The sequence below is a fragment of the Vreelandella sp. H-I2 genome (assembly GCF_052959335.1).
Genome location: NZ_JBRAMC010000001.1, coordinates 101,752 through 126,635, shown reverse-complemented (window position 1 = coordinate 126,635; position 24,884 = coordinate 101,752). Strand labels below are relative to the sequence as shown.

Genomic DNA, 24,884 nt, shown 5'->3' with positions numbered 1-24,884 from the left:
TTGAAATGCAATCAACCATGCTGCCGTTGATTTTATTTTGTCGGATAGTCACGTTGGTCGTGGCCCACATAGAGCTGACGCGGACGACCGATTTTGTAGCTTTCGCTGAGCATTTCGTTCCAGTGAGAGATCCAGCCAATGGTGCGCGATACCGCAAAAATCACGGTAAACATATTGGTGGGGATACCCATCGCTTTTAGAATGATACCCGAATAGAAATCAACGTTCGGGTAGAGCTTGCGCTCGATGAAGTATTCATCTTCCAAGGCAATTTGCTCAAGACGTTTGGCAATTTTAAGCTGCGGATCGTCGGCCATGCCGAGCTCTGCAAGCACTTCATCACAGGTCTCTTTCATTACCTTGGCGCGCGGATCAAAGTTTCGATAAACGCGGTGACCAAAACCCATTAGCTTGAACGGGTCGTCTTTATCCTTGGCTTTATCGACAAAGCGCTGGATATTTTCTTCCGAATCTTCGCCGATTTCGTCAAGCATGGCGAGTACGGCTTCGTTAGCACCGCCGTGAGCGGGGCCCCAAAGTGCCGCGATACCTGCGCTGATACAGGCGAATGGGTTGGCGCCCGTCGAACCTGCCAGGCGTACGGTCGATGTTGAGGCGTTCTGCTCGTGGTCCGCATGCAGCATAAAGATGCGGTCCATAGCTTTCGCGTATACCGGATTGATTTTGTACTCTTCGCACGGGTTGCTGAACATCATGTAGAGGAAGTTCTCTGCATAGCTCAGGTCGTTGCGCGGATAGTTGAAGGGCTGGCCCACATTATATTTATGCGACATCGCCGCCAGTGTCGGCATCTTGGCAATCAGGCGAATAGCACTGATAACACGATCTTCTTCCTGAGTAATGTCCATGTGGTCATGGTAGAAGGCCGCTAAGCCACCCACTACGCCGCATAAAATGGACATCGGGTGCGCATCGCGGCGGAACCCTTTAAAGAAGTTATTAATTTGATCGTGAACCATGGTGTGGTTACGAATACGCGATTCAAAGTCGGCGTACTGTTCGTCGTTAGGTAGCTCACCAAACAGCAGGGTGTAGCACACTTCTACGAAATTAGACTCTTTGGCCAGCTGGTCGATGGGATAGCCGCGGTGTAGCAGCACGCCCTTGCCACCATCAATATAAGTGATGGCAGACTGGCAGGAAGAGGTGGCCATAAAGCCGGGATCGTAGGTGAACAGGCCTTCAGCGCCTAAGCCGCGTACGTCGATGACGTCGGGGCCAAGTGTGCCGGAATACATGGGTAGCTCGATCGGTTTATCCAGACCGTCTACCGTCAATGTCGCTTTCCTGTCAGCCATGCTGGCCTCCTTTCGAATTCGGGTTGGGACGTAAAGTCGTTGCTGCGCATACCGCGCCGGCGAAAAGGCTTGCCCACTATAGAAGTGTGCGACATTTTGTCAATTAGCCTAATCGCTAGCTGCAAGTTGTACAGATATTTTTGTTATGAGTGGTTTTGTATATGATGTGAAAGCCTACCTGATGGAAGCATGCTTAAAAATTGTCGATAGGCTAACATAATATGTTAACAGGCTTATCAAATTGCTGGTCTACTTCTACTATAGCTATGCTGCAGCGCAAAATCGACTCAGTATGACGACAATTTTCTTGCACCATAGTCGTGTTAGGCCTGAGTTCGGTTTGTAAGCGAGGGCGAAGGTTCTTATAATCCACGGCGCGCGACCGGCAGATAGGTGGTCGTGCCCGACTTGGCAACGGCCGAGCCCCTTCCAGCAACCACCGTCCGCTCGGGCCATGCCCGACCTGTCGCAGAGCGGGCCAAGAGAGTGTGTACAAAGCCGTGAATAGCAAACGACCCGTAAACCTAGATCTTTCTACAATACATTTCCCACTGCCGGCGCTGACGTCGATCACACACCGCATCACGGGTGTCATCCTGTTCGTTGGCTTGATTTTCGCTTTTTGGGCGCTGGGTAAATCCTTGTCATCTCCGGCGGGCTTCGACGCTGTTAGCGATGCGTTGGCCAATAATTTTTTGGCTAAGCTCATTGCTTGGGGTCTGTTGTCCGCCTTGGCATTCCACTTTGTAGCAGGTGTTAAACACATGCTGATGGATGCTGACATTGGCGTAACCCTTGAAGGCGGCGTGCAAAAAGCGCAAATCACCGTCGTGGTCAGTGCTGTTCTGATTATTTTGGCAGGAGTTTGGGTATGGTAACCAACATTACAAGTTTTGGCCGTAGTGGGCTTTCTGACTGGCTGATGCAGCGCGTATCCGCTGTCATTTTGGCGCTTTATACGGTCTTTATCGTTGCCTTCCTGCTGTTTAATCCAGACCTCGATTACTACGCGTGGAGTGGCCTTTTCAACCAGACGTGGATGCGCATTTTCTCGCTATTGGCCTTTATCGCCTTAGCCGCGCACGCCTGGATTGGCCTGTGGACCGTCACTACCGACTATCTCAAGTCCACCCGCCTGCGCGTGGGTGCCCAAGCTGTCATTATTTTGGGCATTTTCGTGTACTTGGTGTGGGGCATTCAAATTTTGTGGGGAGCTTGATTACATGTCTAATCTGCGTAGCCTGACGTTCGACGCCATTATCGTTGGCGGTGGTGGCTCTGGCCTGCGAGCCGCACTGGAACTGGCGAAGTCCGGTAAAAAGACGGCCGTGTTATCGAAAGTTTTCCCGACCCGCTCGCATACCGTTTCTGCCCAGGGTGGTATTACCTGTGCGATTGCTTCCGACGATCCGAATGATGACTGGCGCTGGCACATGTATGACACCGTTAAAGGCGGCGATTATATCGCTGACCAGGATGCGGCTGAGTATATGTGTTCCGAAGGGCCGAAAGCGGTATTTGAACTCGAGCACATGGGCCTGCCGTTCTCGCGTTTTGACAACGGCCGCATCTATCAGCGCCCGTTTGGTGGTCAGTCCAAGAATTTTGGTGAAGGTGGCCAGGCGGCACGTACTTGTGCGGCGGCTGACCGGACCGGTCACGCACTGTTGCACACGCTTTATCAGAATAACTTGAAGAACAATACCGTGTTCCTCAATGAATGGTATGCGGTTGATTTGGTCAAAAACGCCAGCGGTGACGTGGTGGGTTGTATTGCCATGTGCATCGAGACAGGTGAAGTGGTTCACGTTAAATCCAAGGCCACGGTATTGGCGACCGGTGGTGCAGGCCGTATTTACGCTTCAACCACTAACGCTTTGATCAACACCGGCGACGGTATCGGCATGGCGCTACGTGCTGGCTTTCCGATGCAGGACATGGAAATGTGGCAGTTCCACCCGACCGGTATCTATGGTGCGGGCACGCTGGTCACCGAAGGTTGTCGCGGTGAGGGTGGCTATCTGATCAATAAAGACGGCGAACGCTTCATGGAGCGCTATGCGCCGAACGCCAAAGATTTGGCGGGCCGTGACGTCGTCGCCCGTTCGATGGTGATGGAAATTCTGGAAGGTCGTGGTTGCGGCGAGAAAGGCGATCACGTCTTCCTGAAACTCGATCACTTGGGTGAAGAAGTGCTTGGTAAACGCCTGCCCGGTATCGTCGAGCTTTCCAAGACGTTTGCTCACGTTGACCCGGCCAAGGATCCGATCCCGGTCGTACCGACCTGCCACTACATGATGGGCGGTATTCCGACCAACATTCACGGTCAGGCGATTACCATGGACGAAAACGGCAACGACCATATCGTTAACGGTCTGTTTGCCTGTGGTGAAGCAGCGTGTGTATCTGTGCACGGTGCTAACCGCTTGGGTGGTAACTCACTGCTGGATCTAGTGGTATTCGGTCGTGCCGCTGGCATGTTTATCGAAGGCGCGCTGAACGAAGGCATTGAGTACCTGGATGCTTCTGAGTCGGATATCGAATTCGCCATGAAGCGGATCACGCGCTGGAACGAGTCTGAAGGCGGCGAAAGCATTCCTGAACTGAAAGCCGAGCTTCAGGAAATCATGCAGACTTCCTTCGGCGTATTCCGTGAAGAGAAAAACATGCTGGAAGGCGTCGATAAGCTAGCGCTACTGCGTGAGCGTATCGCTAACGCCCACTTGCCTGACAAGTCCAACGCCTTTAACACCGCACGTGTAGAAGCATTAGAGCTTGATAATCTAATGGAAGTGGCAGAAGCGACGGCGATCGCTGCCCTGGAGCGTAAAGAGAGCCGTGGTGCGCACTCACGCTACGACTATCCAGACCGTGATGATGTCAACTGGCTCAAGCACTCGCTCTTCTTCCCAGCAACGAAAGAATTGAAGAAGCGCGACGTTAACTTTAAGCCGAAAACTGTTGATACGTTCGAGCCTAAGGTTCGTACCTACTAAACGCCGCATTGACGAGAGGGAGTCAAAATGTCCAACCTTCAGGTATCCGTATACCGTTACAATCCGGAAACCGACTCCGCGCCTTACATGCAGGAGTTTCAGGTCGATACCAAAGGCCGCGATGTGATGGTGCTGGATGTTCTTCATATGATGAAAGAACAAGACAGTGGTTTGGCGTTTCGCCGCAGCTGCCGTGAAGGCGTTTGCGGTTCAGACGGCATGAACATGAACGGCAAAAACGGCTTGGCATGTATTACGCCGTTGTCAGATGTTGTGAAAAACAACAAGCTGGTGCTGCGCCCGTTGCCGGGCTTGCCGGTTATCCGCGATATGGTCGTTGATATGGGCTTGTTCTATAAGCAGTACGAGCGTATTCAGCCTTACTTGCAGAATGATACGCCAGCGCCGGCCATTGAACGCCTGCAATCGCCGGAAGAGCGCGACAAGCTAGACGGCTTGTATGAGTGTATTCTATGTGCATGCTGTTCAACGTCTTGCCCGTCATTCTGGTGGAACCCGGAGAAATTCGTGGGTCCGGCGGGTCTGCTGCAATCTTACCGCTTCCTGGCCGATTCTCGTGATACGGCTACCCGCGAGCGTTTGAGCGACCTGGAAGATCCGTTCTCGGTATTCCGCTGCCGTGGCATCATGAATTGTGTGGCGGTTTGTCCAAAAGGGCTCAATCCCACGCGGGCGATCGGTAAAATTCGCGAAATGTTACTCGCTGATGCTACCTAAGCCGCTGACATCTTAGTAAAAATGCGTGTGCCACTTAAGTTGGTTGATAATGCCACTTAAATCATGAGGCTTCGCTTGTTATCATAGGGTTTGTCACGTGGTGCGGCGTCGCGTCGCACCGCTGGTCAGACAAGTTTGAAAGCCGGTGCCTGGGGTACCGGCTTTCGAGCATGAACTGAAGACGAAACACCTTATGACCGCTAGATGTGGCATAAAGTGTTAATGAAGAAAAGTGTTAGATGAAGAATAGCTAGACGAACAGGGTTTCCGGCCGTTGGCCGGCACCGCCGGCAAATGTCCCGCCCCGCCGGCAGGGCAATAGCGATGTCGCCGCACGTTTGCGACGATACCGATACCACCCCATCAGTGCAGGGTGACCGAGAGATGCAACAAGGCATAATGGAGTTGATGTGGCGTTCCTCACACGTTAGTGGCGGTAATGTTCACTACGTGGAAGCGCTTTACGAGCAGTACCTCGCCGATCCTGAGTCTGTCCCTAATGAATGGCGCAGCTATTTTGATGAATTGCCGCGCCCCGAGGGCAGTGCCTCCCACGATGTTCCACTAAGCCCAGTCCGTGATCAGTTCTACCAGTTGGGGCGCGAAAGTCGTCCGGGCCGTGTAGTCGCCGCTGCCGATAGCGGGGAAAACAAGAAGCAGGTGAAAGTCCTGCAGCTGATTAACGCCTACCGCTTTCGTGGCCATCAAAAGGCCAATATCGACCCGCTAGGACTGCGTAATCCCACCCCCGTCCCCGACCTCGATCTGTCCTTTCATCAGCTCTCAAAAGCTGATTTGGATACCGAGTTCCAAACCGGTTCTTTCTTTTTAGGTATCGACAAAGCGCCTCTGCGTGACATCGTTGATGCGTTGGAGCGCACTTATTGTCGCTCTATCGGTTGCGAAATCATGCATATCGTTGATACCGAAGAGAAGCGCTGGTTGCAGCGACGTTTTGAGTCGGTACGCAGTGCGCCTGATTTCAGCGCCGATGTGCGTAAACACGTACTGGAGCGATTGACGGCGGCTGAAGGTTTGGAGAATTACCTGGCATCCAAGTACCCAGGTACCAAACGGTTTGGCCTCGAAGGCGGTGAAACATTTGTGCCGATGATGGATGAACTGATCCAACGTGCTGGTGGTTATGGCACCAAGGAAGTGGTCATCGGTATGGCGCACCGTGGGCGTCTAAACCTATTGGTCAATATTTTGGGTAAAAACCCAGCTGACTTGATCGATGAGTTTGACGGCAAGAAAGTTATTGAGCGCGGCTCAGGCGATGTGAAGTACCACCAGGGGTTCAGTTCAAACGTCATGTCCCCGGGTGGCGAAGTCCATTTGGCGATGTCGTTTAACCCATCGCACCTGGAAATCGTAGCGCCTGTCGTGGAAGGCTCGGTGCGCGCCCGTCAGGACCGTCGTAACGACGAAGAGGGCAGCAAAGTGCTGCCGATTAACGTTCACGGCGATGCGGCGTTTGCCGGTCAAGGCGTGGTGATGGAGACATTCCAGATGTCTCAAACACGTGCCTATAAAACCGGTGGCACAATTCATATCGTGATCAACAACCAGGTGGGTTTCACCACATCGCACCCACAAGATGCACGCTCTACCGAATACTGCACTGACATTGCCAAGATGGTTCAAGCGCCTATTTTCCATGTCAATGGCGATGACCCGGATGCAGTGTTGCACGCTACTCAAGTGGCTCTCGACTATCGCCAGCAGTTCAAAAAAGACGTAGTGATTGATCTTGTTTGCTACCGTCGTCGTGGCCACAACGAAGCTGATGAGCCGTCAGGCACACAGCCGATGATGTACGCCAAGATCAAAGATCACCCTTCTGCGCGCTCGCTGTATGCCCAGCGCCTGGTCGAGCAGGGCGTGATCTCTGAAGAGTCCGCTAAAGCGATGGTCGAAACCTATCGCGATGATCTCGTCGCAGGCAACCACGTTGCCAACGCATTGGTGCAAGAGCCCAATGCCTCTCTATTCGTTGACTGGGCACCTTACCTGGGCCACGAATGGACCGGCGACGCCGATACGACGATGGATATGAAGCGTCTGCAGCAATTGGCCGCTCGCATGTGTGAAGTGCCGGACGGCGTCGATGTGCAGCGTCAAGTAGCCAAGATTTACGAAGATCGCCGTAAAATGCAGGCCGGTGGCTTAGCGCTTAACTGGGGTTTTGCTGAAACGTTGGCCTACGCCACGCTGCTGGATCAGGGGCATCCGATACGGATTACCGGGCAAGACGTGGGGCGCGGCACTTTCTCCCACCGCCATGCGGTGGTGCATAACCAGAAAGATGGCTCTACCTATGTGCCGCTTCAGAACATGTCCGATGGTCAGCCGCGTTTCACCATTCATGACTCCTTTCTATCGGAAGAAGCCGTGCTGGCGTTTGAGTATGGTTACTCAACCACCGCGCCGAATGATCTGGTGATCTGGGAAGCCCAGTTCGGGGACTTCTTTAACGGTGCCCAGGTCGTCGTGGATCAGTTCATCTCCTCGGGTGAGACCAAGTGGGGCCGGGTATGTGGTTTAACCATGCTATTGCCACATGGGTATGAAGGCCAGGGTCCTGAGCACTCTTCGGCGCGCTTGGAGCGCTTCCTGCAAATGTGTGCCGAGCACAATATGCAGGTCTGCGTACCGACCACACCTGCGCAGATTTATCATCTACTGCGTCGTCAGGTGATTCGTCCGCTGCGTAAGCCGCTTATTGTGATGACACCTAAATCGCTGCTGCGTCATAAAGAAGCGACGTCGAGCCTCGAAGATCTAGCCCACGGTAAGTTCCACATGGTGCTTGCTGACCAAGCGGATCTTGCGCCGGAGAAGGTCACACGCGTGGTGCTTTGTGCTGGCAAGGTCTATTACGACCTGGCTGCGTGGCGCGCTGAGAATGAGCGCCATGACACGGCAATTTTACGTCTTGAGCAGCTATATCCCTTCCCGAAAGAAGAGCTTCTGGAAGCGGTGCAAGGCTATGCCAACGTAGAGGATATCGTGTGGTGTCAGGAGGAGCCGCTGAATCAGGGCGCCTGGTACTCCAGTCAGCACAATATGCGTGCAGTGGCCGATATGCTGAAAGACGGCCTCGGACGTGAGTTGAAATTTGCAGGACGTCCTGCCTCTGCTGCACCAGCAGCTGGCTATATGTCCGTCCATACTGAACAGCAGCGCCAGCTGGTGGAAGACGCTTTCAATTTATAAGCGGCCACTGGATTTAGAGAACATATAAGGGAAACGACATGGCTACTGAGATCAAAGCGCCAACCTTTCCGGAATCCGTTGCCGAAGGCACAGTGGCGGCGTGGCATAAAAAGCCGGGTGACAGCGTTGAGCGTGACGAGCTGATTGTTGAAATTGAAACCGACAAAGTGGTGCTGGAAGTCGTCGCACCGGAAGCGGGTACCCTGACCGACGTGATGGTCGAAGAGGGCGATACCGTCGAGTCTGAGCAGGTGCTGGGTAAAATCGGCGAAGGCAGTGCGGCGGGCAGCAAAGAAGAGAAATCTTCTGGCGATGACAGTGCTGAAAAAACCGAAGAGAAGCCTGACGCAAAGGCGTCTGAAGAGAAGCAAGAAAAGCCTGCCAGTGACGGTAACGGTAACGGTGGCGGCAAGCAGCACGACGTGAAAGCGCCCAGCTTCCCTGAGTCAATCCAGGAAGGCACCGTGGCCACTTGGCACAAAAAAGTCGGCGAAGCGGTCAAGCGTGATGACGTGCTGGCCGACATCGAAACCGACAAAGTGGTGCTGGAAGTGGTTGCACCGGCCGATGGCGCCCTGGCTGAAATCAAAGCCGAAGAGGGTAGCCAGGTAGAATCCGAAGCGCTACTGGCAACCTTTGTTGAAGGTGGTGGCAGCGATCAGACAAGCGACACTTCATCAGCTCCCGCATCCAACAGCGATGCCGGTGACGATGGCGCCGATGAAAAAGTGGGCGATAAAATTCTTGCCCCGGCAGCACGCAAAATGGTCGCTGAGCACGATCTGGACGTTTCCAAGATTGAGGGCACCGGCAAAGGTGGCCGCATCTTGAAAGAAGACGTTCAGAAAGCGGTCAAAGACGGTTCCGCCAAGAAAGCAGCCAAATCGGCTGCACCGGCGAAATCGGCTGCAGCCCCGGCGGCCGAAGGCGAGCGCATCGAGAAGCGCGTACCGATGAGCCGTCTGCGTCAAACCATCGCCAAGCGTCTGGTTCAGGCGCAGCAAACAGCAGCGATGCTGACCACGTACAACGAAGTGGACATGACCGAAATCATGGCCCTGCGTGCTCAATACAAAGAAACGTTTTTAAAAGCGCACGATATCAAGCTGGGCTTTATGGGCTTCTTTGTAAAAGCAGCTTCTGAAGGGCTCAAGCGCTTCCCGGACGTCAACGCCTCTATCGACGGTACCGACATCGTTTATCACGGCTACCAGGATATCGGTGTTGCTGTCTCCACTGACCGTGGCTTGGTCGTGCCGGTACTGCGTGACACGGACAGCATGAAAATTGCTGACGTCGAACGCAAAATTGTCGATTTCGGCAAGCGTGGTCGTGACGGTAAGCTGGGCATGGACGACATGATTGGTGGTACCTTCACCATCACCAATGGCGGTACCTTTGGTTCTTTGATGTCGACACCGATTATCAATCCGCCGCAAACCGCCATTCTGGGCATGCACAAAATCCAGGATCGTCCGATGGCAGTCAACGGCAAGGTCGAGATTCGCCCGATGATGTATCTGGCGCTCTCCTATGACCACCGTATGATCGACGGCAAAGACGCCGTCCAATTCTTGGTTACCTTGAAAGAATTGCTGGAAGACCCGGCACGTTTACTGCTGGATGTCTAAAGTATAAGCGTCATCTTTATTGAGTACGCTACTGCTTAACCAGGATTTAACTGCACTCGCACACAGCCTCCCGCCCGGTTTACGTTAAAATGGGGGGAGGCCAGCAAGCTAAAGGAGCCAACATGGCTGATAAGTTTGATGTGATCGTTATTGGTGCCGGCCCTGGCGGTTATGTCGCCGCCATCCGTGCTGCACAGATGGGCTTGAAAGCAGCCTGTGTTGAAAAATGGATTGGTAAAGAAGGCAATGTTGTTCACGGTGGTACCTGCTTGAATGTAGGTTGTATCCCGTCTAAAGCACTGCTTGAAGCGTCACACAAGTTCGTCGAAGCCAAGCACGACTTCGATGACATGGGTATTCAGGCCGGCGACGTCTCCATGGACGTTACCAAAATGATGGCACGCAAGGACAAGATCGTTAAGAACTTGACCGGCGGCATCTCAGGCTTGTTCAAGGCCAACGGCGTTACCGCTATCGAAGGTACCGGTAAAGTGGTGTCTGGCAAGCAGGTCGAAGTTACCGACCAGGACGGCAATGCCACCACCTATGATGCCGACAACATTGTTATCGCTGCGGGCTCTGTGCCGGTGGAAATCCCACCGACCCCGTTAACCGAAGGCTTGGTCGTTGACTCTACCGGCGCGCTTGAATTCACCGAAACGCCGAAGCGTTTGGGTGTGATTGGTGCTGGCATTATCGGTCTTGAGCTAGGCAGTGTATGGAATCGCTTGGGTTCTGAAGTGACCGTGCTGGAAGCCATGGATTCCTTCCTGCCGATGGTCGACGCCACCGTTGCTAAAGAGACACAAAAGCTGCTTAAGAAGCAGGGTCTCGATATCAAGCTAGGCGCGCGCGTTACCGGCTCGGAAACTAACGGTGAAGAAGTCATTGTTAAGTACACCGATGCCAACGGTGAGCAGGAGATGACCTTCGACAAACTTATCGTTTGTGTCGGTCGTCGCCCGTACACCAAAGGCGTGATTGCCGACGGCGTTAGCATTGAGCTGGACGAGCGTGGCTTCATCTTTGTCGATGATCAGTGCCGTACCAACGTGCCGGGCGTTTACGCCATTGGTGACTGTGTACGCGGCCCGATGCTGGCGCACAAAGCGTCTGAAGAAGGCATCATGGTGGCTGATATCATCGCTGGCCATAAGGCCGAGATGAACTACGATACTATTCCTAGCGTCATCTATACCTATCCGGAAGTGGCGTGGGTCGGTATGACCGAGCAAGACGCCAAAGCGAAAGGTATCGAAGTCAAAACCGGCACCTTCCCGTTCGCGGCAAGTGGCCGCGCGATGGCTAACAACGCCACCGAAGGTAGTGCCAAAATTATCGCCGATGCGGAAACTGATCGTATTCTCGGCATGCACATCGTAGGCCAACACGCTGGCGAGATGATCGCCCAGGGTGTGATCGCCATGGAGTTCGGCTCTAGCGCCGAAGACTTGGCCTTGACCTGCTACGCGCACCCGACCATGTCGGAAGCTGTTCATGAAGCAGCGCTTGCGGTGGAAGGCCACGCGATTCATATGGCCAACCGTAAGAAGCGTAAGTAATTCAGTCAGCAACAACGAAGCGCCACCTATGGGTGGCGCAACACTTTCGGCTTTGTAGTAATACACAAAGATCGAAAGAACGGGGATGACCAGTTCTTTTAAGACCGTTCTTGTAAGACTGCTCTTAAAAGAAAACTGATCATCGTTCGAGTCACATGCAACCAATGGCATGAATCGATGAATCTTCACGAGTATCAAGGTAAACAGCTGTTTGCCGACTATGGTTTACCAGTGTCTAAAGGCTTTGCCGTCGACACGCCCGAAGCAGCGGAAGAGGCTTGCAAAAAAATCGGTGGTGACATGTGGGTTGTTAAAGCCCAGGTGCACGCCGGTGGCCGTGGTAAAGCGGGTGGCGTTAAGCTGATTAAAGATCCGGCTGAAGCCAAAGCGTTTGCAGAAAAGTGGTTAGGCAAAAACTTGGTCACTTTCCAGACTGACGAAAAAGGTCAGCCGGTTGCCAAGATTTTGGTTGAAACGTGCACTGACATCGCCGATGAGCTGTACCTCGGTGCTGTGGTCGACCGTACTACCCGTCGTGTGGTCTTCATGGCCTCTACCGAAGGTGGTGTAGAGATCGAGACGGTTGCAGAAGAGACGCCGGAAAAGATTCTCAAAGCTGAAATCGATCCGCTGGTCGGCGCACAGCCGTACCAAGCGCGTGAACTGGCCTTTGCGCTGGGCCTGAAAGGCGACCAGATCAAGCAGTTCACCAAGATTTTCCTAGGTCTGTCTCAGTTGTTCCACGACAAAGACCTAGCCTTGCTGGAAATCAATCCGCTGGTCGTCACTGAAGAAGGCAATCTGCACTGCCTCGACGCCAAGCTGGGTCTGGATAGCAACGCGCTATACCGTCACCCTGACCTGCAGGCGATGCGCGATCCTTCGCAAGAAGACCAGCGTGAAGCCGATGCGGCGAAGTGGGAACTCAACTATGTCGCGCTCGATGGCAACATCGGCTGCATGGTGAACGGCGCTGGCTTGGCCATGGGTACCATGGACATCGTCAACCTGAGCGGTGGCAAGCCTGCTAACTTCTTGGACGTCGGCGGCGGCGCCACCAAGGAGCGCGTGGCTGAAGCGTTCAAAATCATCCTCTCTGACGACAATGTTAAAGCCGTATTGGTTAACATTTTCGGCGGTATCGTACGTTGCGACATGATTGCTGAAGGCATTATCGGTGCCGTTGAGCAAGTAGGCGTCAACGTACCGGTTGTCGTACGTCTGGAAGGTAACAACGCCGAGCTGGGTGCTGAAAAACTAGCGTCTAGCGGTCTGAATATTATCGCGGCTACCAGTCTGACCGACGCGGCTCAGCAGGTCGTTAAAGCGGCGGAGGGCAAGTAATGAGCATCCTGATCGATAAGAACACCAAGGTCATCTGCCAGGGCTTCACCGGTGGCCAAGGCACGTTCCACTCCGAGCAGGCGATTGCCTACGGTACGCAAATGGTCGGTGGTGTTACGCCGGGTAAAGGCGGCCAGGAGCACCTCGGTCTGCCCGTTTTCAACACCGTGAAAGAAGCGGTAGAGAAAACCGGTGCGGACGCCAGCGTTATCTACGTACCGGCGCCGTTCTGTAAAGACTCAATCCTTGAAGCGGCGTTTGCTGGCATCAAGCTGATTGTGTGCATCACCGAAGGCATCGCTACGCTAGACATGCTCGAAGCTAAAGTGAAGTGTGACGAGCTGGGCGTACGCCTGATCGGCCCGAACTGCCCGGGTGTTATCACACCGGGTGAATGCAAAATCGGCATCATGCCGGGTCACATTCACCAGCCGGGCCGCGTCGGTATCGTATCGCGCTCAGGTACCTTGACCTATGAAGCCGTTAAGCAGACGACTGATCACGGTTTTGGCCAGTCTACCTGTGTCGGCATCGGCGGTGACCCGATTCCGGGCTCTAACTTCATCGACATCCTTGAGATGTTCGAGAAGGACCCGAAAACCGAAGCGATCGTCATGATCGGTGAAATCGGTGGTACGGCGGAAGAAGAAGCAGCGGCTTACATCAAAGCCAATGTTTCCAAGCCAGTGGTTTCCTACATTGCCGGTGTGACTGCACCTCCTGGCAAGCGTATGGGCCACGCGGGCGCGATCATCTCCGGCGGTAAAGGCACCGCTGACGAGAAGTTTGCTGCCCTGGAAGACGCCGGTGTTAAAACCGTACGTTCTTTGGCTGAAATCGGCGATGCGCTGAAAGAAGTCACTGGCTGGTAAGCTATTGACGTTTAGCTGCACGCTATAAGGGCGCCCCTCGGGGCGCCCTTATTCATTTCTAAACGGTCATCCTTAACGGTTATTGTGTCCGTGAGCGATGCGGCAGTCGGTAGCTATATAGCAAAAACAGCGGTGCGCCTGCCGTCAGGTAAAGGTGGTAGCTGACTAACCGCCAAACCAGCACTGCTGCGGCAGCCTGTTCACGGCCCATTAAAGGCAATAACAAGCTGCCCACACCCACCTCAGCAGCCCCCGCACCGCCGGGTAAAAAGCTAAACTGGCTAGCCGCCATCGCCAGCATTTGGGTTAAAAATGTCCACATCCAGTCTGCGTGCCCGCCTACCCCCAGCACTGCTAAATAGAGCAAGCTATAGCGCATTAGCCAATGCGTAGCGGTCAGTAGCAGCATCATGAATAGCGTCGAACGCGGCAGCTTAAGTGTCACTCTTAACGCATGTCGGCAGCGTAATAAGCGCCGCGCGAGCCAGCGGCGCCGATAGCGGCTCGGCCATGCCGTTTTTACACTGGGTGACCGCAATAGGCTTGGCAAATAGTGCATTACCACACTGACCAGTGCTGCCATAAAGGCTAAACCAACCAGGGCCCATTGCACTAATGATTGATGAGGCCACTGGGTATCGCTGACCAGTGAAAAGAGCACCAGGCCACTCAGCATGGTCAGGAAAAAAAGTAAGTCGCAGCCTTGATCGACCAGAAACACGGCTGCTCCTTTCGCTGGCGGGAAACCGCGCTGGGCAAGCAATAACAGTAGGGTGGCCGCGCCGCCACTCCCGCCTGGGGTGGCACACAGTGCAAACTTGGACGCCAACTCAATGCCCAGGGCGCCGCGCTGGCCGAGCCTGCCGGCACGGCCGTTCAGCATCAAACGTAGCCTTGCGGCATTAAGGTTCCAACACAGGAAGGCCATTACCAGCATCAACAGTAACAACCCGAGCGGGAAGTGTTTGACGCGCTGCAGTGCCTCATCGCCACCCAGCCATGCGGTGAGCACCAGTGGCGCAATAAGCGCCAGGGCAATCATCAGTCCATGCACTGGCCGCCACTTTAACAACTGCCGCTGATTAGCGATGTTGGGGGAGAGCATAGGGTTGGCTGCCATGACAAAGAGATTGATAGTGCTCAAGCAGTGAGTGCATGACGCTATCCCAATTGAAATGGCGCTCCACGTAACGACGTGCGTAGTGCCCACTGGCGGCGACATCGTTACTGAATAGCGCTCTACACGCGTCAGCCATGGCCACGGGGTCCAGGGGCTTGCATAAAATGCCAGCGCCCAGCGGCACGTTTTCTGCCAGCGCCCCAGCGCGAGCGGCGACCACTGGGATTCCGCTCGCCATGGCTTCTTGGGCAATTAAACCAAAGGTTTCCCGGGTGCCGGCATGCAGCAAGGCATCGCTACTGGCCAGTGCTTTAGCTACCTCATGGACACCACAGCAGCGATCCACAACAGTGACATTGCTGGGTACGTGATGGGGCATGCCCGGGCCCATCAGCAGCAAGTGATAATCGCTGCCTAGCTTGCGCATCGTTGCAAGCAGTACATCAATATTCTTCTCGCGTGAGTTGCGGCCCACAAAGGTCAGTAACTTTTTATCGCTGGGGATGCCCATTGTCTGGCGAAAAGCAGGATCACGCTGCTGAGGGTGAAATTGCGTTAAATCAACACCAAGGGGTTGAACACGCACATTCTCGACGCCCCAGCCGCGCAACCGATTGGCCATCGCGTTACAGGGCGCGAGTACACTATCAAACTGGCGATAGAGTTCCGCCACATAGCGGGCTAAGCGCTTCTCAACGTAGTGACCAAAGCGATCGCCCATCAAGCGCGGGAGATCGGAGTGATAAAAACCTACCACCGGCACGCCGAGCCGCTGACCTGCTGCGAGTGCGGCCCAAGCGGTTACGTACGGGTCACCAGCTTCAATAAGATCAGGCTTTAAATCAATCAGAGCATCGCGCCATGGTGCCCCTCGCAGCGGAAAACGGTAGCCCTGACCCAACGGTAGATGTAACGCCGGTAAGGTGTGGTGGTCGCCCAAGCTATCGCGTTCCGCTCCCGGCACCAGCAGGCTGGTACGCAGCTGTGGAAGGCGTGAAAAAACGCGGTGCTTGGCCTGTAGATAGGTTCGCACACCGCCGCTGGCGGGCGCGTGGAACATCGTCACATCGGCAATGTGCAAGCTGATCTCCAACCATAAAGACTGTCATCGTTTCACCATAAAGGAGAAATAAGTCAGTTCAGCGACAGTTGAGCCGAGCCTTTTATTTTTGCTTATTTGTTGACTCTTGGCCGAGCTGGATTAATATAACATCCATATGGATGGTATATGGATTCTGTTCAGATGTTTGATAAGCGTTGGCAGATATTTTAATGAGCGTTGAAAGATGTTTTAAACCGCATCAAAAGGTGCCCGGTTACTAAGCGCAGCGAGGAAAGACACATGAGCGTGCATGAAATGCGCCGTAAGGGCGGTGATTCCAGCGAGAAGATCACCATTAATCTCGGGGTGGTCGACCTGGGGCAGATCGATCTGCTGGTTCAGGAAGGGTTCTATTCCAATCGAACCGATCTGATCCGCACTGCTATTCGTAACCAGTTGTCGACCCATGCCGAGGTCGTTAAAGAAACCGTTACCCGCAAGGCGTTTGTACTGGGGCTAGAACACTATAGCCGTACGGACTTGGAAGCTCTCAAGTCGGCGGGCGAGATGCTGCAGATACAAGTCTTGGGCATGGCCAGCATTGCCGATGACGTCACACCGGAGCTTGCTCGTGACACCATTGAATCGGTAGTGGTGCTGGGTGCGCTGCACGCTAGTAAAGCGGTTAAGGCTGCTCTGGCCGATCGCATCCACTGACTTAAACATTACTGAATTACTTAATAGGGACATTGACCATGATCGACGCGACTATGTCGAAGCGAATGGAAGAAGCAACGCGACTCACCCGCGCGGGCAGATTACAAGAAGCCATGGCCTTGCTTCAGGGCGGCATGCCTGAAGTAAGGCATGAGGAAGCACCGGATACTGCTTACCGAGGTGGCCAAACTTTCGATGGAACTTGTCAGGTCATCGATGAAGAAGAACCGATAATAAAGCCAGCGTCAGAGGCATCAGCTTCTCAGCCTGGCCATGCTCGTCAAACGAGCACGGGTACCTTCACTCTCGGACATTTTTCTAACCATGCCGGCGCGCGTGACTACAAGCTGTATATTCCCAGCGGTTATCACGGGCAGGCGCTACCGCTGGTGGTCATGCTGCACGGCTGTACGCAGAATCCCGATGACTTTGCCGCCGGAACCAATATGAACCGGCTGGCCGAAGAGCAGCTGTGTTGCGTGCTCTATCCAGCCCAACCGATGTCCGCCAACCACTCTAAATGCTGGAACTGGTTCAAAGCCGAAGACCAGCAGCGCGAGGGCGGTGAACCGGCGATTCTTGCCGGTATGACTCGCCATATCATTGAGAGCCATGAGCTAGATGCCTCCCGAGTCTATGTAGCAGGGCTATCGGCAGGTGCGGCCATGGCGACCACGTTGGCGATGACTTATCCAGATCTGTTTGCGGCAGTGGGCATACACTCTGGGCTACCACATGGCGTGGCGCAGAGCCTTCCCGATGCGTTGGGTGCCATGCAGGGTGGCACAGGGCCTCTTGGCGGAGGTAAAGCAAAAGGCGCTAGTTGGGCATCCGACGTGCCAGCGATTATCTTTCATGGCGACCGCGACACCACCGTGCACCCCAGCAATGCGGAACGTGTGGCTGCCCAGTACCGCACATCGCGCCAAGCAGGGGCGACGGTAGAGAAAGGGAAAGTAGCCAATGGCCACGGCTACACTTGTACCACTCACCGGGATGCTTCGGGTAAGCCAAGCTTAGAGCAGTGGTGCATTCACGGAGCGGGCCACGCTTGGTCAGGCGGCAGTACCCAAGGAAGCTATACCGACCCTCAAGGACCTGACGCTACCCGGGAAATGCTGCGGTTCTTCTGTCAGCATCGACAAGTAGTGTCATAGAACTGGCTGATATCCGCTCAGGTTATGTCTAGTCTGTCAGAAAGTTAGCGCAGTGAGATGCGCAGGGATAGGAGATACTCTTTGATTATGTGTAAAAGTTGACAATAGTTTGCAAAGGTTGAGTTACAGTTTTCATTCTTGTTACCTAAAATCTTAGCTCTCTTACTTATTAGGATGTGGCTATGCTTTCAAGGTTCAAGATCGGTACACGGCTCGCGCTGGCTTTTGGCTTGGTCTCGCTATTTCTCCTGGGGACCTTAATAGCAGGGGTGATGGGAATCACCGTTACTAAAAATACCGCCCAGAGAACCTTGGACACGGATGTAGCGTTAGCGAGCAACGCAGCGGAAATCCAGCGCCTTTCGCTGCAAGCGCGACGCTTTGAAAAGGATATCTTTATCAATATCGATAGTCCTGAGCGGGTCGCGGACTATCAGCAACGTTGGGTTACCACTATCGAGGAAATTCAGACGACCTTTGAGGCGGGAGGAGAGCTTTCCGAACAAAATAGTCTGGCGTCTTTGTACCAACAAGCCCAAGAAGTTCTTCGAGGCTACGTTGATGGCTTCATGACGGTTTACCGTCAGATTGAGCGTGGCAGTATCACCGATACTTCCCAGGCCAACCTGGCGCTTGGTGAATATAAAGAAAGTATCTATCGGCTGGCAGAATTGGCGGACGAAATCAGTCTAGTGGCGGATGCGGGTGTTAAAACCGCCAATGAGACGATAAACGCAGAGTATAGAGCGACCCTTTGGCAGCTTTGTATCTTTGCTGGGGTGGCGTTGGTAATGGCTGTGGCGTTGGCTACTGCCATTACGCGCAGTATCGTACTGCCGTTACGCAGAGCTGTTGAGGTCGCCCAGCGTGTAGCGGAAGGTGATTTACGCCTCGATATTGTATTCACCGGACGTGATGAAACCGCGCAGCTATTAAGCTCTATGGCGCATATGAGCCAAGAGCTTACGACGCTGGTCGCCTCATTACGTGATTCAAGCGAAAATGTCTTGAACGGGGCTAATGAGATTGCCCAAGGGGGGCAGGAGCTCGCCGCTCGTACTGAGCAGCAAGCGGCTGCCTTGCAGGAAACGGCTTCCAGCATGGAGGAGATGACGGCTACGGTCCGCCAGAACAGTGACTCAACCAAAGAGGCCGATACGCTGGCCCATAATGCGTCACAGCAGATGCACAGTGGCGGTGAAGAGGTGTCGCGAAGCGTGGATTTGATGCGTGAAGTAACCGCGGCCTCACTCAGTATGAACAAGATTGTTGAAGCCATCGATGCGATCGCCTTTCAGACCAATATTCTGGCCCTGAACGCCTCCGTGGAAGCGGCGCGTGCGGGTGAGAAGGGCCGTGGGTTTGCGGTGGTGGCAACTGAAGTACGTTCGCTGGCAAGCCGCAGTGCCACGTCAGCTAACGAGATTCGCAACATGCTGGATGATACGCGTAGCAAAATAAAGCTGTGTTCTGATCAAGCGGAGCGAGGGGCAACCACGATCGGCGAAACGGAAACGATGATCCAGCGCCTCGCCCTGCTGATGGCCGAAGTGTCTTCAGCTACTCGCGAGCAAAGCAGTGGCATCGAGCAGATTAATACCGCGATTACTGAAATGGACTCAACGACGCAGCAGAATAGTGCGTTGGTTCAACAGTCGACGACGGCTGCATTTTCCCTCGAGGAGCAGGCTGGGCGTCTTCGCGAGCTGGTGGCGGCATTTCAAATTGATGACGCGAAACTAAACCAGCTATCGGCACACAAGCCCGCCATGGCCTTACCTTCGAGAACCGTACAGGCGGCGTTTTAATCAGCGACTGACAGATACAACAACGGCGCCTCCAGGGCGCCGTTGTTGTTTATCGGCCAGCGTTATTTATGCCGCCGGCTGATTCAGTTTACCAGCAGGCTTCACTCAACCGGCTTTGCCACCAGCGAGCGAGTCTCTTCGCGTGCTTCGGTCAATGCGACACGAAGCGAATCGCCCAGCTTGTAACGCTCTACGTCTTCGATCTGGATACGCCCTTCTTTGTCGTCAATCACGACCTTGCTACGATCGCTGTGCATCAACGGGGCAGGTACAAAGGCCGTCGCGCCATTTTCCACTAACCGCACACGCATACCACCACGATTGATAGCCATAATTTCGGCCTCAAACGTGTCTTGGTTTTGTGCCGCAGGCGTTAGGTAGCGCACGTAGAGCCAGTCTTTCACGTCACGCTCGGCCATGCGGTTCAGGCGGCGACGCTCCGTCAGTTGCTCGGTGAGCTGCTGGGTGGCTTCGGCGGGCGCCTGTTCGCCTTTCAGCACGCGCTTGATCAGGCGGTGGTTAACCATATCGCCATACTTACGAATCGGTGAAGTCCAAGTCGCGTAGGCGGCCAGGCCCAAGCCAAAGTGCGGGCCGGGCTGGGCGGACATCATGGTAAAGCCCTGGAAGCGGCGCAGGCGCGCATCCAGCCAGGCGTCGTCGCGGCTTTCCAGTGCACGCTTCAGCTCGGTGTAGCGGGCAAGCTCGGTCAGCGCTTCGCGTTCGACCACGATCTCTTGACCTGCCAGGAATTCCTGGGCAGCTTCGGCTTTCTCTGGCTCGAACGCGCGGTGCACGTTAAAGATACCGTGACCGATGTGTTGAGCCAGGAAGTCCGCGCAGCAGGCGTTAGCCACAATCATCGACTCTTCGATCATGCGGTTGGCAATGCGGCGCTCTTCGGTGCGCACGGCCAATACGTTGCCAGCAGGATCAAGATCAAATACATAGTCGGGGCGGTCTTTAAACACCAGCGCGTGTTCGTTGCGCCAAGCGGTACGCGCTTCGGTCAAATCACGCAGCGCAGTCAACTGCTCGGCAATATCATCCGCCGGGGCCCATTCACCTTGGCCTTCGATCCAATCGGAGACGTTATCGTAAACGAGCTTGGCGTGAGACTTAACGTTCGCCGCAAAAAAGCGATACTCGCCAAGGCTGCCGTCGGCATTGATATCCAGCGTACACGCTAGTGCGGGGCGCTCTTTATCTTCCCACAGCGAGCAGAGATCATCTGCCAACTGCTCCGGCAGCATGGTGACGTTCTGGCCGGGCAGGTAAACGGTAAAGGCGCGAGTGCGGGCTTCTAAATCTGCTGCATGGCCCTCTGCCACATAAGCGGTGGGGTCGGCAATTGCGACACTCAACTGCCAGCCGCCTTCAGCGCGAGGTGCGATGTGCAGCGCGTCATCCATATCGCGGGTCTTCTCACCGTCGATAGTGAAGAAGGGTGTGGCGGTTAAGTCTTCACGAGTCAGGCCTTCATCCAGCAGCGGCCAATCGGTACCTGCATCGGGGCACTCTTGCTCCAGCGCATGGCGGGCAAGTGTGACGCGCCACGGCACTGCCGGGTCATCGCTTTTGGCGACCAGTTCATCAATCTGGGCAAAGAAGGCGCGGTCATCGGCTTTCAGCGGATGACGCACCAAGCGTGCAACGACCCAATCGCCGTCAGCAATGCTCTCTTCATCAAGATTGTTCTTAATTCTCGCCTTGATAACGTTTTTAATCGACGGATGGTCCGGCACCACGGCCAGACGACCTTCGCGCTTCTGAACGCGGGAAACAAATCGATCCAGCCCAGCTTCAATCAGCTTTTCAGGCTCAACCGATTTTTTGTCACCGTTTTCGTGTATAACCGCTTCCACACGGTCACCGTGCAGCACTTGCTTCATGGCGGGCGGCGGCACGAAATAGGATTCACCGTCGTCGGTTTCGAGAAAACCGAAACCTTTGTCGGTGGCTTTGATCACCCCTTCAGCACGGGGGGTGGTTTGACGAATCTGTTGCTTGAGCTGGGCAAGCATGGCGTTATTCTGAAGCATGAGCTCAATCAGTTGGCGAGAGTTAGGGTGCCACTATACGGATTCCCGCTTGCCACGCCAATTGCCGCTATAGGAAGTTGACGCTGGTGACGGCGCGTCAAAGGCTTACATGCGCTCGAAAGAATCGGTTAAGCTAAATACCCATGCCGATGGAGCGCACTATGACACCCCGCCTGATTGTTTCTGACTTGGATGGCACGTTGCTGGGCAGCGACCATCGATTACACGCAGACACTATTGAGGTACTGAGAACGCTGGTGAACCACGGGCATCAGTTAGTGCTCGCCTCGGGTCGCCACTATGCTGACATGCGTGTGTTCAGGGATCAGCTCGACGTGCCCGCTCATCTGATCAGCAGTAATGGTGCCTATACCCACGACCCTGACGATCAGTTGTTGGATGCCAACCATGTAGACCCCCAGCAGGCAGCGGCCTTGATTCAACTGCCACGTCCAGACAGTGTGCGTTTGAGTCTGTATCTGGATGACGCTTGGTACATTGATGCCGAGTCGCCGAGCCACCTGGAAATGCACGCCGCCACAGGCTTTGTCTATCAGGTGGTGCCTCCCGAGAAGATGCCTACCGAGGGTATTGGCAAGATTCTTTACGGCGGGCATCCTGATGCGCTTTTCAAGATCGAGACTGCGATCCGGGAGAGCAGTGACGGCTCGCTGCACGTAACCTACTCAACCAGCGATTCGCTGGAAATTATGGCGGGGGGTGTTAACAAGGGAGTGGCGCTGTCGGCCCTGCTCAAACGTATTGCGATTGCGCCTGAACATTGTTTGGCTTTTGGCGATAATCTCAACGATGTCGAGATGTTGAGCCTAGTGGGCGAGCCGCACTTTATGCTGAACTCGCATCCAGAGATGGCCGGGCATCTGAGTGCCGCGCGCCAGATAGGCCATCACGGCGAAGCGGCCGTGGCTGTGTTGTTGCGCGAGCGGTTTGGGCTTTAAGCGCTGTAGTTCACGCTGCTAATGCAACCTTGGTCGTAGCGGTATTGCTACTATTTAGCGCCTCCACCATCATCAAAGCCCAATAACGACAATAGTGTAGGGCTAAACCTGCTGCGATGACGACAACCCCCGCTACTTTAATCGTGGTCGATGATGACCCGGAAATTTGTGAACTGCTCGCCGACTACCTGGGGCGCCACGGTTACCGGGTATTTACGGCGGACGGTGCCCAAGCGCTGCATTTGCTGCGCGCTGAACACACCCCTGATCTGTTGATTGTCGATTTAATGCTGCCCGGGGACGACGGCTTTACCATCTGCCGCGATGTCCGAAAGCACAGCGATGTGCCGATCATTATGCTCACCGCCAGCGCCGATGAGACCGACCGTATTCTCGGTTTGGAACTGGGTGCCGATGACTACCTGGGCAAGCCGTTTAACCCTCGTGAATTACTGGCGCGCATCAAAGCGGTACTGCGCCGTACTCGCAGTGCGCCGCCTGCACTGCCCGCCGGGCAGGCGCGCTGGGTCAGTTTTGGTAATTGGCAGCTCGACCGCATGACCCGGGAGCTGATTGACCTTCAGGGCGAGCGCGCCGCGCTTTCAGGGGCTGATTTTCAGCTATTGCAGGTGTTTTTAGAGCACCCGGCGAAGGTACTCACTCGGGATGATCTCTACGCGCTTACCCGAGGACGCGATGCACCGCCGCTTGATCGCTCCATTGATGTTCATGTTTGTCGTCTGCGCCAACGGTTGGGTGAAGACGCTCAGCACTCGCAGCTAATTCGAACGGTGCGTGGCGCGGGTTACGTGTTAACCGCTCAGGTCGATGCATTAACGTGAGCCGGACGGTGTGGGCTGAGACCAGACGACGCTTATCCAGGCGAGTGGCCCGCTGGCTGCCGGCTTCGCTGCGCGGACGCTTCGTGATTATCATGATCGCTGGTGTGCTGGTTGCCCAAGGGGCAAGCTATGCTATTTGGACGTCCCAAGTACGTTCCAGTCACTTGGCTCAATTAGATGAGCTCTCCACCAATATGGCGTTTAGCATCGCCTCCACCATGAAGTTTTTCCGTTCATTGCCCGTTGACTACCGCCATATCGTATTGGATCAACTGCGTAATATGGGCGGTACGCGCTTTTTTGTTAGCGTCAACGAACGCAGGCTCACCATCGACGATATCGGCTCGGGTCCGGAAAAAGAGGTGGTGGTGAATAATGTGCGCTCGGTGCTCACTCAGCAGCTCAATATCGATGATGTAATTGTTGAGTTTTCTCGCCCTGAAAACCTCAGGGTACTCAATAATGAAGTACTGCTCTACGACTTGCCACCGCGCTGGGGACAGCACAGCTTACTGATGGAGCCGCTCTCTCCGCCGATTTTAGTCGTTCAGTTAGAGCTTGCTCCGGACACTTGGCTTTACGTTGCGACGCTGCTAGGTGTGCCGGATATTTTTAGCGGCTATCGCTGGCTCTCTGAGGAGCGTTTGCTGGTAGGGCTGCTGGTGCTCCTTAGCGTGCTGGCGCTCTCGCTATGGGGCATTACCAGTGTAACAAGGCCGTTGGCGCGGCTTTCCCGAGCGGCGAATCAGTTGGGCGACGACCTGGATATGCCGCCGCTGAAAGAGAGCGGCCCCAAGGAGGTCGCCGCCACGGTGATTGCGTTTAATCGAATGCAGCGGCGCATTCGTGAGCAAATCGAAGAGCGTGAGCGGCTTTTTTCGGCTATTTCCCATGACTTAAAAACGCCCTTAACCCGTATGCGCCTGCGCGCCGAGATGCTTGATGATGCCCACCAGCGCGAGCGCTTTTGCGCTTCTTTGGATGAGCTGGACAGCCTGGTCAAGGGCGCCTTGGCCTCAGTGAAGGGATTGGATCTGCACGAGGAGCCAGCGCCCGTCGACCTGGTAGCGCTGCTTGAAGAGCTGGTTGAAGAACTTAGCCTGCAGGGCGGACGAGTAACTATTGAGAAAACCCGTCATCCAGTTGCACCGTTGATCGCTAAACCGTTGGCACTTAAGCGCTGTCTGGCCAACCTGCTTGAGAACGCAGTTTTCTATGGCAAGCAGGCCGAAGTGCAGCTAATTGACCAGGACAACGTGATCACCCTACGTATTCGCGATCATGGCTTTGGAATTCCCAATGAACAGCTAGGGCGAGTGTTTTCGCCCTTTGTCCGCCTCGAGCCGTCGCGCAGCCGACATACCGGCGGCAGTGGGCTGGGGCTGGGCATTGCTCGGCATATTGCACGTGCCCACGGCGGCGATATTCAGCTCTCCAACCATCCTAAAGGTGGGTTGGTTGTCTCCCTAAGCCTGCCACACCGAGAACAGGGCAATACTTTGCAGCATTAGGAAAC

19 protein-coding genes are annotated in these 24,884 nt (G+C 54.7%); 15 read left to right on the top strand and 4 right to left on the bottom strand.

Annotated elements, in window-relative coordinates; genetic code table 11:
* Nucleotides 1-32: 32 nt before the first annotated feature.
* Nucleotides 33-1,319 (bottom strand): citrate synthase, encoded by a 1,287-nt coding sequence (gene gltA, locus ACUVOF_RS00575; RefSeq protein WP_447042507.1) that lies wholly within the window; start codon nucleotides 1,317-1,319, stop codon nucleotides 33-35.
* A 500-nt stretch (nucleotides 1,320-1,819) separates the two neighbouring features.
* Between gltA and sdhC the strand changes: the two genes are divergently transcribed.
* The 9 genes from sdhC (at nucleotide 1,820) to sucD (ending at nucleotide 13,681) form a co-directional block, all read left to right on the top strand.
* Nucleotides 1,820-2,197 carry a succinate dehydrogenase, cytochrome b556 subunit gene (gene sdhC, locus ACUVOF_RS00570; protein ID WP_447042506.1) on the top strand — a complete coding sequence of 126 codons (378 nt, stop codon included), beginning with the start codon at nucleotides 1,820-1,822 and terminating at the stop codon, nucleotides 2,195-2,197.
* The gene (gene sdhD, locus ACUVOF_RS00565; protein ID WP_113270364.1) at nucleotides 2,191-2,538 is read left to right on the top strand and encodes a succinate dehydrogenase, hydrophobic membrane anchor protein; all 348 of its coding nucleotides are present in this window, start codon (nucleotides 2,191-2,193) and stop codon (nucleotides 2,536-2,538) included. The genes sdhC and sdhD overlap by 7 nt, the downstream gene beginning before the upstream one ends.
* Before the next feature lie 4 nt (nucleotides 2,539-2,542).
* Complete coding sequence (sdhA, locus tag ACUVOF_RS00560) at nucleotides 2,543-4,315, top strand: succinate dehydrogenase flavoprotein subunit (protein WP_447042505.1); 1,773 nt, start codon at nucleotides 2,543-2,545, stop codon at nucleotides 4,313-4,315.
* A 27-nt stretch (nucleotides 4,316-4,342) separates the two neighbouring features.
* Complete coding sequence (locus tag ACUVOF_RS00555; protein ID WP_113270366.1) at nucleotides 4,343-5,053, top strand: succinate dehydrogenase iron-sulfur subunit; 711 nt, start codon at nucleotides 4,343-4,345, stop codon at nucleotides 5,051-5,053.
* 384 nt (nucleotides 5,054-5,437) lie between these two features.
* On the top strand, nucleotides 5,438-8,272 hold the full coding sequence (locus ACUVOF_RS00550; protein ID WP_447043213.1) for a 2-oxoglutarate dehydrogenase E1 component: 2,835 nt from the start codon (nucleotides 5,438-5,440) through the stop codon (nucleotides 8,270-8,272).
* Between the two features lie 38 nt (nucleotides 8,273-8,310).
* Entirely contained in the window at nucleotides 8,311-9,903 is a 1,593-nt protein-coding gene (odhB, locus tag ACUVOF_RS00545; protein WP_447042504.1) for a 2-oxoglutarate dehydrogenase complex dihydrolipoyllysine-residue succinyltransferase, read from the top strand.
* A 122-nt stretch (nucleotides 9,904-10,025) separates the two neighbouring features.
* Nucleotides 10,026-11,465, top strand: coding sequence for a dihydrolipoyl dehydrogenase (gene lpdA / locus ACUVOF_RS00540; RefSeq protein WP_447042503.1), 1,440 nt, complete (start codon nucleotides 10,026-10,028; stop codon nucleotides 11,463-11,465).
* Nucleotides 11,466-11,642: 177 nt separating this feature from the next.
* Entirely contained in the window at nucleotides 11,643-12,809 is a 1,167-nt protein-coding gene (gene sucC, locus ACUVOF_RS00535) for an ADP-forming succinate--CoA ligase subunit beta (protein WP_113270369.1), read from the top strand.
* Entirely contained in the window at nucleotides 12,809-13,681 is an 873-nt protein-coding gene (gene sucD, locus ACUVOF_RS00530) for a succinate--CoA ligase subunit alpha (protein ID WP_113270370.1), read from the top strand. The genes sucC and sucD overlap by 1 nt, the downstream gene beginning before the upstream one ends.
* Before the next feature lie 79 nt (nucleotides 13,682-13,760).
* Here sucD and ACUVOF_RS00525 read toward each other — a convergent pair whose 3' ends face one another.
* Entirely contained in the window at nucleotides 13,761-14,786 is a 1,026-nt protein-coding gene (locus ACUVOF_RS00525) for a lysylphosphatidylglycerol synthase transmembrane domain-containing protein (protein ID WP_447042502.1), read from the bottom strand.
* Nucleotides 14,764-15,882, bottom strand: coding sequence for a glycosyltransferase family 4 protein (locus ACUVOF_RS00520; RefSeq protein ID WP_447042501.1), 1,119 nt, complete (start codon nucleotides 15,880-15,882; stop codon nucleotides 14,764-14,766). The genes ACUVOF_RS00525 and ACUVOF_RS00520 overlap by 23 nt, the downstream gene beginning before the upstream one ends.
* Nucleotides 15,883-16,143: 261 nt before the next feature.
* Here ACUVOF_RS00520 and ACUVOF_RS00515 point away from each other — a divergent pair, with 261 nt between their 5' ends.
* From ACUVOF_RS00515 to ACUVOF_RS00505, 3 genes are all read left to right on the top strand, one after another.
* The gene (locus ACUVOF_RS00515) at nucleotides 16,144-16,560 is read left to right on the top strand and encodes a CopG family transcriptional regulator (RefSeq protein WP_447042500.1); all 417 of its coding nucleotides are present in this window, start codon (nucleotides 16,144-16,146) and stop codon (nucleotides 16,558-16,560) included.
* 38 nt (nucleotides 16,561-16,598) lie between these two features.
* Entirely contained in the window at nucleotides 16,599-17,717 is a 1,119-nt protein-coding gene (locus tag ACUVOF_RS00510) for an extracellular catalytic domain type 1 short-chain-length polyhydroxyalkanoate depolymerase (protein WP_447042499.1), read from the top strand.
* A 182-nt stretch (nucleotides 17,718-17,899) separates the two neighbouring features.
* Nucleotides 17,900-19,525 (top strand): methyl-accepting chemotaxis protein, encoded by a 1,626-nt coding sequence (locus ACUVOF_RS00505; protein WP_447042498.1) that lies wholly within the window; start codon nucleotides 17,900-17,902, stop codon nucleotides 19,523-19,525.
* A gap of 101 nt (nucleotides 19,526-19,626) precedes the next feature.
* Here the strand turns inward: ACUVOF_RS00505 and ACUVOF_RS00500 are convergent, their stop codons facing one another.
* Nucleotides 19,627-21,567, bottom strand: coding sequence for an exoribonuclease II (locus ACUVOF_RS00500; RefSeq protein ID WP_447042497.1), 1,941 nt, complete (start codon nucleotides 21,565-21,567; stop codon nucleotides 19,627-19,629).
* A 161-nt stretch (nucleotides 21,568-21,728) separates the two neighbouring features.
* Between ACUVOF_RS00500 and ACUVOF_RS00495 the strand changes: the two genes are divergently transcribed.
* From ACUVOF_RS00495 to ACUVOF_RS00485, 3 genes are all read left to right on the top strand, one after another.
* Complete coding sequence (locus tag ACUVOF_RS00495; protein WP_447042496.1) at nucleotides 21,729-22,526, top strand: HAD family hydrolase; 798 nt, start codon at nucleotides 21,729-21,731, stop codon at nucleotides 22,524-22,526.
* Nucleotides 22,527-22,642: 116 nt separating this feature from the next.
* Nucleotides 22,643-23,368 carry a response regulator gene (locus tag ACUVOF_RS00490; protein ID WP_447042495.1) on the top strand — a complete coding sequence of 242 codons (726 nt, stop codon included), beginning with the start codon at nucleotides 22,643-22,645 and terminating at the stop codon, nucleotides 23,366-23,368.
* Between the two features lie 92 nt (nucleotides 23,369-23,460).
* The gene (locus ACUVOF_RS00485; protein ID WP_447043212.1) at nucleotides 23,461-24,879 is read left to right on the top strand and encodes an ATP-binding protein; all 1,419 of its coding nucleotides are present in this window, start codon (nucleotides 23,461-23,463) and stop codon (nucleotides 24,877-24,879) included.
* The last annotated feature ends 5 nt before the right edge of the window (nucleotides 24,880-24,884 follow it).